At 66.3% G+C, this 8,566-nt stretch carries 4 protein-coding genes; 3 read left to right on the top strand and 1 reads right to left on the bottom strand.

All coding sequences use genetic code 11. The features are described from left to right. Positions 1–70: 70 nt before the first annotated feature. Complete coding sequence (locus tag DQ240_RS22900; RefSeq protein ID WP_199589482.1) at positions 71–1,981, bottom strand: DUF262 domain-containing protein; 1,911 nt, start codon at positions 1,979–1,981, stop codon at positions 71–73. A gap of 133 nt (positions 1,982–2,114) precedes the next feature. On the opposite strand from DQ240_RS22900, the gene DQ240_RS22895 reads away from it, so the two are divergent. From DQ240_RS22895 to DQ240_RS22885, 3 genes are all read left to right on the top strand, one after another. Continuing rightward, on the top strand, positions 2,115–4,061 hold the full coding sequence (locus DQ240_RS22895) for a class I SAM-dependent DNA methyltransferase (protein WP_233498928.1): 1,947 nt from the start codon (positions 2,115–2,117) through the stop codon (positions 4,059–4,061). Beyond that, positions 4,058–4,981, top strand: coding sequence for a hypothetical protein (locus DQ240_RS22890; protein ID WP_113842019.1), 924 nt, complete (start codon positions 4,058–4,060; stop codon positions 4,979–4,981). The genes DQ240_RS22895 and DQ240_RS22890 overlap by 4 nt, the downstream gene beginning before the upstream one ends. 290 nt (positions 4,982–5,271) lie before the next feature. Beyond that, positions 5,272–8,325 (top strand): type I restriction endonuclease subunit R, encoded by a 3,054-nt coding sequence (locus tag DQ240_RS22885; RefSeq protein ID WP_113842018.1) that lies wholly within the window; start codon positions 5,272–5,274, stop codon positions 8,323–8,325. Positions 8,326–8,566 lie beyond the last annotated feature (241 nt).

Below are 8,566 nucleotides of genomic sequence, written 5' to 3'. Positions count from 1 at the left end.
CCTCCGGAGCTCGTGGAATGGGTGCCTTCAGCAGCTCCACTCCACGTCCGGAGGTCCTCCCCGAACAAGATCAATCAGATCGTGTCGTCACACGTCCTCGACCAACGTCTCCGGTCAGTACAGCTAGAGCAGTCGCAAGTAGTGGCCAGTTCGGTCCTCCAGCCGGTGGAGCACCGGCCACAGGACCCGGCCAGGTCGCAGTGATCCGCGACGCCAGGCGATCGGCCCGTGCCTTGAGCTCGGGCGGGCCCCAGTGGTCCTCCTTGGCGATCTCCTGATTCATCCGCAGGCCGCTCGTGGCGAGCTGCTCACGCTTGACGTGGAAGGGGCTGTTACTGAGCACGCTGTTGTAACCGGTCAGCGTCAGATTTGGAAGCGTGTGGACCAGCTCGGCGTGCACCTGCTCCGGGTCGTCGTCCGAGGTCAGCCCGAGCTCAGCAATCCAGGCATCGGTCAACGTTTGGGGCAGTACGTGCTCGATCGTGAGATCAGCCAGTGCCACCGGTTCCTTGCTCTCGTAGGACTCCTCGAGCCACCGGAGCACCAGGTTGCGCTGGTTCGGACGGCCCGTCAGATAGAAGGGAGCGGTCGTTACTGCTGCTGCCACGTCGGCGTCCGACGCGTAGTGCTTTCGACCGGTCGACAGGTAGACGCGCACCGCCTCCTCCACCGGCAAGTCCTGTGGCATCTCGTGGACCGTCGACAGCAGGATGCGGTTGATGCCCTGAGTCGCGCGTCCGACGATCAGCCGGCGGACCAGGTAGCTCTCGACGTAGAGCGCCCCGGCCGCGACCTGCTCTGACGTTGCCTCCCCGCGCTCGCGCAGGTCGAGCAACCGAAGCAGGAGCGGGTAGACGGTCGTTGTCCCCCAAGCCTTCAATCGTTCAAGTCGCAGACGAACTGCTGCGTCAGGTTCTAGGGACGGATTGAGGATGACCCTCAGCAGATGGCCGAGTCGCCGGAAGCGCAGGACCTCGGCCTCGATGTCCTTCTCATCGTGGAGCTTGCTCAGCCGCTGCTGCTGTGCTGCATACGTGTCTGCCTGCCGGTGAGCTGGATTCTGCTGGACCAGATCCAGCCAGAACAGGAGCTCCAGGTCGTCGCTCGACAGTGAGTCCTGCAACGGCAACCACGTCGACTCGTAGACCTGCTCGCCCCGGGTCGGCATACGCATGAAGAGGTAGTTGCGCAGCAGGTCGCCTTGGGTGAGACGAAGCCCTGTGTTGTTGAGCGACTCGAAGATGCGATGGGCGTTGTCGCCCGCTTGTGCCGTCACCGAGACCAGTGCGAGCCCGCGAAGAACCGCGTCCTCCAGCCGCTCGATGTCATGCGGATCCTCGGGGTCATCCGCGGCGACCAGCCTGCTTCTGAAGAAGCGGTAGGCGTCGATGACGGCGCTACCGCCGTTGGGCTGGGTGCCGTCGACGAGGGCGTTGTACTGCGGCCGATCGGCCTGGGTCGGGACCAGCTTGATTCGTTGGGCTTCCGGCTTGAACTTGTTGGTCAGGTACAGCTCGTTGATGCGCTCGTGGTGCTCCGACGACTCGGTGGCGACCCGGTGGTCTCGGATGGCCGCCAGCAGGACCGTCAGTGTGGTCAGGCGCTGCTGTCCATCCACCACGAGGAACTCTGGAACACCTGTGGGGCCGTTGGAAGGACTAGGTGCCAGGACCAGGGACCCGATGAAGTGACTGGCACGGTGATCCGCGGCGCGGTCCTCCGCGATCTGCACGAGGTCATCCCACAGCCGCTCCAATTGAACTGCGGTCCAGGCGTACGTCCGCTGGTACAGGGGCACGCGGTACTGCCGCGCGCCTTCGAGAAGCTCTTGCAGGTTTGTCTCGCTCGCCGCGACCACAGCGCCTCCCCCGTCGTCCACCCGCCGTCCTGTCCGACCGTAAGGGGGATGCATGCCGAGCGCTGCGGTGGCATCGGCACGGCGCAGGATCGGAACGGCGAGGGCCTCAGCTTCGTCCCACACGCCTCAGTGGTCGGAGGCGGTCGTCGCGCCATCGCCGCATCTCACGTAGAACGGTTCAGTCCGCAGCGGAACAGCGGCGGTGAAGGCACGGGGGGGGCACGGCGTGGACGGGTTCGAGGGCAAGGTCCAGTTCGTGTGGCAGGTCGCCGACCTGCTTCGAGGCGACTACAAGCCGGCGGAGTACCGCGGGGTGATCCTGCCGCTGCTGGTGTTGCGCCGGCTGGACGCCGTCCTCGAGGAGACCAAGCCGGCGGTGCTGGCTCGCGCCGAGCAGTTGAAGGGGATCACCGACACTCCTGACCTGTTGCTCAAACAGGCCGCGGGCGTGCCGTTCTACAACACCAGCCCGCTGACTTTCACCAAGCTGCTCGACTCCCCCAACAACCTGGCCCAGCAGCTGCGCGCCTACATCGGCGCCTTCTCCCCTGACGCGTTCCAGGTGCTGGAGAAGTACCGGTTCGACGAGCAGATCACCCGGCTCGACGAGGCGGGTCTGCTCTACCTGGTGCTCGGCAAGTTCGCCGAGCTGGACCTGCGGCCGGAGACCGTGCCCAACCACGCGATGGGTTACGTCTTCGAGGAGCTGCTGCGGCGGTTCTCCGAGCTCTCGAACGAGACGGCCGGTGAGCACTTCACACCGCGCGAGGTCATCCGCCTGATCGTGAACCTGCTCTTCGGCGAGGACTCCGACGTCCTCACCGGCACCGCCCCGGTGCGCTCGATATACGACCCGGCGTGCGGGACCGGCGGCATGTTGAACATCGCCGACCAGTACCTGACCCGTCTCAACCCCAAAGCCCGGTTGGAGATGTTCGGCCAGGAGCTCAACCCCGAGACCTGGGCCATCGCCCGGTCGGACCTGCTGATCCAGGGGCAGGACCCCGAGCGGATCGTGCTGGGCAACACGCTGACCGCAGACGGGCACGCCGACAAGCGATTCGACTACCTGCTGGCAAACCCGCCGTTCGGGGTCGACTGGAACAAGTCCGCCGCCGCGATCAAGGCCGAGGCCGCCCAGCCGGGTGGCCGATTCTCGGCCGGCCTCCCGCGTGTCTCCGACGGATCCCTGCTGTTTCTGCAGCAGATGATCGCTCGGATGAAGCCGGCCGAGGACGGCGGCAGCCGCATCGCCATCGTCTTCTCCGGCAGCCCGCTGTTCGCCGGTGCCGCGGAGTCCGGCGAGAGCAACATCCGCCGCTGGATCATCGAGAACGACTGGCTCGAGGGCATCGTCGCGCTGCCCGACCAGCTCTTCTACAACACCGGGATCAGCACCTACGTCTGGATCGTCACCAACCGCAAGCGCGCCGAGCGACAGGGCAAGGTCGCTCTGGTCGACGCCCGCAGCGAGTGGTCAAAGATGCGCAAATCCCTCGGCGACAAGCGCAAATTCCTGGACGACGACCACATCGCCGAGGTCACCCGCCTGTACGCCGAGGCTGTGCACGGCACGGATGAGGAGCGGGTGAAGGTCTTCGACAACGACACCTTCGGCTTCCGCCGGATCACCGTGGAGCGGCCGCTGCGCCGCCGCTGGACCGTCACCGAGGAGACCGTCGAGGCGGTCCGCTCGGCCAAGCCCATGGTGGCGCTCTCGGTCGGAGATGACGCCGCGCGGAAGACCCACGAAGCGGTGCTCGGCGCGCTCGGCGACCTGGTCGGCGTCTCCGCGGAGACGGAGGCCGCGTGCACAAAGCGACTGCTCAACGCCTGCACCGCCCGCGGCCAAATCGGGCTGACCCCGGCGATCAAGAAGGCCGTGCTGGCGGCGGCCGCGGTCGCCGACCCTGACGCGCCGGAGGTCACCGACAAGAAGGGTCAGCCGCTCCCCGACCCGGACCTGCGCGACAACGAAAATGTGCCCTTGACCGAGGACGTGGACGAGTACGTGGAGCGCGAGGTGTTGCCGCACGTGGCGGACGCCTGGGTGGATCACACCAAGACGAAGATCGGCTACGAGATCCCGTTCACCCGGTTCTTCTACAAGTACGTGCCGCCTCGGCCGCTCGCCGAAATCGACGCTGAGTTGGAAGCGGTAGAAGCGGACATCCAGCAGGTCCTTGCAGGTCTGAAGCGATGACGTTGCGCATCCGACACCTGGCGCAGATCAACCCGAGCTCTCTGCGCTTCGATGCCCTGCCGCCTTCATGTGAGCTGACCTTCATGCCGCTCGAGACGGTGTGGGCTGATGAGCGAGTCGATGCCAGCCGAGTGGCCGTCAAGGCCGATGTCAGCTCTGGCTACGTGCGATTTCAAAATGGGGATGTGCTGGTCCCCAAGACAGCCCCGACGTTCCAGCACGGCCGAGCCATGGTGGCCAAGGACCTATTGAGCGGTGTTGGCGCAGGGAGCAGTGAATTGCACATTCTCCGCCCGAATCCGGGGGTTGATGCCCGCTTTTTAGCGTACGTGGCGCGCTCGTCAACGTTCATCGCCGAGGGCGTGACGGCGTATCAAGGAGTCGCTGGCCTGCAACGCGTTACTGCTGACTTCGTCGCCGACTGGGCAGTCTCGCCGTTCAACCAGGAGGAGCAACGGCGGATCGCGGACTTTCTCGATCATGAGATTGGCCGTCTCGACGTGGCCGAGCGACTGACGGAAGAACAGGTCACCCTCCTCAATGAGCGACGAAGAGCGCTGACCGACAACCTCATGGCCCAGCTAAGAATCGGCGCTCCAATGATCCGATTGAAGTACCTCGTGCGGGAGCGAGACGAGCGCTTCGCCGCCCGCGGAGGGGACCGAATCTCGCTGTCGGTTTCCATTCACCGGGGGGTCATTCCTCGCGACAACACTTCAACGCGCCAGAATATCGGGGACGATCTCGACAACTACAAGGTTTGCGATCCCGGCGACATCGTCGTGAATCGCATGCGCGCCTTTCAAGGCGGCGTCGGGGTGACCCGCGTTTCCGGTCTCGTCAGTCCGGACTACACCGTCCTAGTGCCCGGCACGCTGGCAGTGCCCGACTTCCTTGAAACAGTTCTGCGTAGTCCCTAGTTCGTCGGTCAGATGACACAACGCATCCGAGGCATCGGAAACACCGAACAGGGAAACGTGCGCACGCCTCGGATCAACTATGCGGATCTGGGGGACTTGGCCGTTCCTTGCCCCAGCGTGACCGCGCAGCAGAGGTTCACCGCGGACAACCGGGACTTTCATGAGGGAACTGCCCTCGCTACCGCTCGCCTAGTTAGACGTCGGGAATTGCTCAAGCAAAGGCGCGCGACCCTCATTACCGCAGCAGTGACTGGCCAGTTCGACGTCACCACGGCTCGGGCGGTGGCGTGATGGCGGGGCACACCGAATCGGACTTCGAGGCCGCGATAGAGGCGCATCTGCTACAGCACGGCTGGCGGCACGGCTCGCCGACCGATTACGACGTCCAACTCGGCCTTGACACGGTGCAACTCATCGGCTTCGTCCAGCAAACCCAACCGAAGGCGTGGGCGAAGCTCGAGCAACAGCACGGGTCGGCCGTCGAGGCGAAGCTGGCCAAGCGGATCGCCGAGGAGATCGACGCGCACGGCGTCGTGCACGTCCTCCGGAAGGGCGTCAAGGAGCGCGGCGAGCGACTTCAACTGGCCTTCTTCCGCCCTACCCACGGGCTGACGCCCGAGTTGGTGGAGAGCTACGCGGCTAACCGGCTGCTGGTGTACCGGCAGCTGCACCACAGCGAGAGCAGCCCCCGCCAGTCCCTCGACCTGATGCTCGCGGTCAACGGGATCCCGGTCGCGACCGCGGAGCTGAAGAACCAGTTCACCGGGCAGACCGTGCGGCACGCCAAGGCGCAGTACCGCGACCCGAAGCAGCGCAATCCGGCCGACCGGATCTTCGCCCGCCGCTGCCTGGCGCACTTCGCCGTCGACCCAGACCTGGTCTTCATGGCCACGAGGCTCGCCGGCCCCGACACGATTTTCCTGCCGTTCAACCAGGGCTCGGCCGGGGCCGGCAGGAAGGGCGGGGAGGGCAACCCGCCCAACCCGCACGGCCACCGCACCGCCTACCTGTGGGAGCAGGTCTGGGCCCGCGACACCTGGCTGGACCTGCTGCACCGCTACGTGCAGGAGGACGTGCCCAAGCACGGCGCCCGCAAGGTCCTCTTCCCCCGCTACCACCAGTGGGACGTCGTTGAGCGGCTCACCACCCACGCCGCCGTCCACGGGGCAGGAAACAGCTACCTGCTGCAGCACTCCGCCGGCTCGGGGAAGTCCAACTCGATCGCCTGGCTGGCCCACCGGCTGGCCGACCTGCACTCCCCCAGCGACCCCGCCCAGCTCGCCGCGGACGCCTGGCTGGGCACCGACGAGCTGGTGTTCGACAAGGTCGTCGTCATCACCGACCGGCGGGTGCTCGACGCCCAGCTGCAGGCCACCATCTCCGGATTCGAGCACGTGCAGGGCCTGCTGCAGCGGATCGACGAGGACTCCCAGCAGCTGCGCAACGCCCTGGCCGACGCCCGGACGAAGATCATCATCACCACTCTGCAGAAGTTCCCGGTGATCAAGGACGCCACCATCGAGGGCAAGCGGGTCGCGATCATCGTCGACGAAGCCCACTCCTCCCAGTCCGGGGACGCCGCGCAGGCAGTGAAGAAGGTCCTCGGCGCCGGGGACCCGCTCGCCGCCGCCGAGGCCGAGGCCGCTGGCGCGGAGGCCGCCGCACCCGACGAGCAGGACGTGCTGGCCGCCGTCCTCACCGAGTCGGCAGAGTCCCGCGGGCGCAGCCCGAACCTGTCGTTCTTCGCGTTCACCGCCACGCCCAAGGGCAAGACGCTGCAGCTGTTCGGCACCCCGCGCGAGGAAGGCGGGACGACGGTCTACGAGCCGTTCCACCTCTACTCGATGCGCCAGGCCATCGAGGAGGGCTTCATCCTCGACGTCCTGAAGAACTACGTGACCTACAAGCGGTACTACCGGCTGGCCAACGGGCTGACCAGCGACGACCCTGAGGTGGAGAAGGGCAAGGCAGCCGTCGCGCTGGCCCGGTTCGTCGACCTCCACCCGTCGAACCTCGACCAGCGCGCCGAGATCATCGTCGAGCACTTCCGCACGGTCACCGCCGGAAAGATCGGCGGCAGTGCCAAGGCGATGGTGGTGACCGGCAGCCGCCTGCACGCCGTCCGCTACCTGGCCGCCGTGCAGCGCTACCTGGACAAGAAGCAGCTCACCGGCATCCGGGCGATGGTCGCCTTCTCCGGCAGCCTCGTTGACCCCGACGTCCCCGGTGACCCGGTCACCGAGTCCGGGCTCAACGGGTTCCCCGAGACGCAGACCAAGGAGCGCTTCCACGACGAAGGACAGCTGCTCATCGTCGCGGAAAAGTACCAGACCGGCTTCGACGAGCCGCTGCTGCACACGATGTACGTGGATAAGAAGCTCGAGGGCGTCAAGGCGGTGCAGACCCTCTCCCGGCTCAACCGCATCCACCCGGGCAAGGAGGACACCTTCGTCCTCGACTTCCGCAACACCGCCGAGGAGATGCGCGAGCAGTTCGCGCCGTTCTACGAGTCCAGCTGGACCGAAGAGACCGATCCGAACCTGCTCTACAACCTGCAGACCCGGATCGAGAATCACCACGTCATCGACCCCGAGGAGCAGCAGAAGGCGGTGACCGCCTTCCTGCTCGGTTCCGACGCCGCGCACGCCACCGTCACGGCCAACGTCGACCCCGCCGTCGTCCGGGCGGGCAACCTCCCCGACCACGAGCTCGACGACCTGCGCGACGCGCTCAAGGCGTTCGTGCGCGCCTACGCCTTCCTCGGCCAGGTCATGCGGTTCACCGACGACGAGCTAGAGAGCCTGTACCTCTACGGCAAGCTGCTGCTGGCCAAGCTGAAGTCCCCGACCAGCGAGTCCGGCGCCATCGACCTGGGCGCCACCGAACTGGCCTTTGTCGGCCACTCCGCCGGCACGGTGACCAGCGGCAGCAACACCCCCGGCGAGGACGACGGCGAGATCGAGACCTACACCGGTGCCGGCCGCGGCAGCAGCCTCGAGGAGGCGCTGATGATCCGGCTGTCCGAGCTGATCGACACCTTCAACGCCACCCACGGGATTGACCTCAGCCAGGCCGAGAGCCTGCTCATCTACGTCGGCGTCCCGAGCACGCTGTCCGACGACGAGGACGTCCAGCAGCGCGCCGCGGACAACACCGAGGAACAGTTTTCGATGACCATCAAGAAGGACGACATCGCCGGCGCCCTATTCGCCAACCAGGAGAGCTCCAACAAGCTCCTCAAGGCGCTGCTGGAGAACGAGGGCTTCGCCGACGCCGTCCAGAAGATCATCGGCACCGAGACCTGGAAGGCCGCCCGCCGCAAACACGACGAGCGCGTCGCATGAGCCTCTCAGCCGAGTCACACGGGGAGGCGCTGTGGCCGCAGCGCTATCTCACCGACGGGCGGCTTGTGATCACGCGATCCTTGCCGATGCCATCGCGGCCAGCACCTCAGCGCGGGGCCGTGCCCCGTGGGGTGGTGTAGCTCGTCCGCGTGCTGCTCTGCGGTGTTGCTGACTATGCCGTCTGCAGGGCGGGCTGGTCGATCACCTCGCTGGGGTCGGTGCGGCGGGGCTCGAGGGCGGT

Origin of the sequence: Blastococcus sp. TF02A-26, assembly GCF_003319125.1 — a bacterium.
Classification (GTDB): Bacteria; Actinomycetota; Actinomycetes; order Mycobacteriales; family Geodermatophilaceae; genus Trujillonella.
This window is presented reverse-complemented; position numbering and strand designations above follow the sequence as displayed.